Here is a 1,471-nt window from a genome sequence, read left to right on the forward strand (position 1 = left end):
TTCGTGATGCAGATGATCAATTGATTGAATTTAAAGTCACGGATGCCAATGGATTCTACCAATTTGTAAATGTCGCTCCAGGACAATATTGGGTGGATGTTGATGAATTTGCTGTCAGCAATAATCTTCCTGGCGGCACCTTATCCACCGGCAATGAACCTTATTTTATCAATCTTGCAGCTGCACAAGTGGTTAATAACATTGATTTTGGTTATGCCCCAGCACTAACATCGGGTGAACTATTAAGGACATCCGAAGGAAGCTCCTTTATAGGCTATGAGCTAGGATCAACTAATACTGACAACACACAACCTGAAGTCTCTGTTACTGAATTAGCCGACAACTTCTTTGCTCAATTTACAGGCTATAAAGGTAGCTTCAATGCAGGAGAAACACCCAACCAATTTGTTAACGGAGAAATAATTACTGCGGCAGCATCGTGGGTAAATGCTACAAATTCGATAAATGGGGTTGCAGGAACAACTCTTGATCTTGATGAAATTCTTGATCTGGATTTATTTACCTCCAATCCTGAGGGCGATACCTCTTTGTCACCAAACGCACAAGCCGAGGCTGTTTTCCTTAAATTTGATGGTATCAGTACGTTAGAGGATTTGATTGTTATCTTGAAACTCATCGATCCTAGTACTAATACAACTACGACTAAGGCAATTTTAGTAGGAAATAATGACATCTTTAAAGGACCAGGTACAGGCCCTTCTGGCTACGAAGCTATTACTTTGGGCAATAATGATGGCTTAGTGATCATTGAGAGAAATGATTATAATTTCACCGGGGAAAATTGGTTAATTCAAGGTATGCAGATATTGAATTCTGAAGGAGGCACTTCCGGTACAGGAATTAATCTTAATGGTATGACAGGAAGTACGGGAGGCAGTACGACGACTGCTTTATTTAATTCCGATATGAATGGGAATCCTATCACAATAACTGAAATAGGTTTTATAACCCCATCCTCTGTAGGAGCTGGTGGTGGAACCACAACAGTAGATCCCGGTACCGCAACTGGTGGTGGAACCACAACAGTAGATCCCGGTACCGCAACTGGTGGTGAAACCACAACAGTAGATCCCGGTACCGCAACTGGTGGTGGAACCACAACCGTAGATCCCGGTACCGCAACTGGTGGTGGAACCACAACAGTAGATCCCGGTACCGCAACTGGGGATGGAACCACAACCGTAGATCCCGGTACCGCAACTGGGGATGGAACCACAACCGTAGATCCCGTTACCGCAACTGGGGATGGAACCACAACCGTAGATCCCGTTACCGCAACTGGTGGTGATTCAACTGCAACCGTAGATCCCGTTACCGCAACTGGGGGTGATTCAACTGCAACCGTAGATCCCATTACCGCAACTGGCGGTGATTCAACTGCAACCGTAGATCCCGTTACTGCAACTGGCGGTGATTCAACTGCAACCGTAGATCCCGTTACCGCAACTGG

The 1,471-nt window shown here is 45.1% G+C and carries 1 pseudogene; it reads left to right on the top strand.

Going from position 1 to position 1,471, the window contains the following annotated elements:
• Positions 1–1,471, top strand: a pseudogene (locus Lbru_RS09455) (hypothetical protein); the annotation flags it as partial.

Origin of the sequence: Legionella brunensis (genome assembly GCF_001467025.1) — a bacterium.
GTDB lineage: Bacteria > Pseudomonadota > Gammaproteobacteria > Legionellales > Legionellaceae > Tatlockia > Tatlockia brunensis.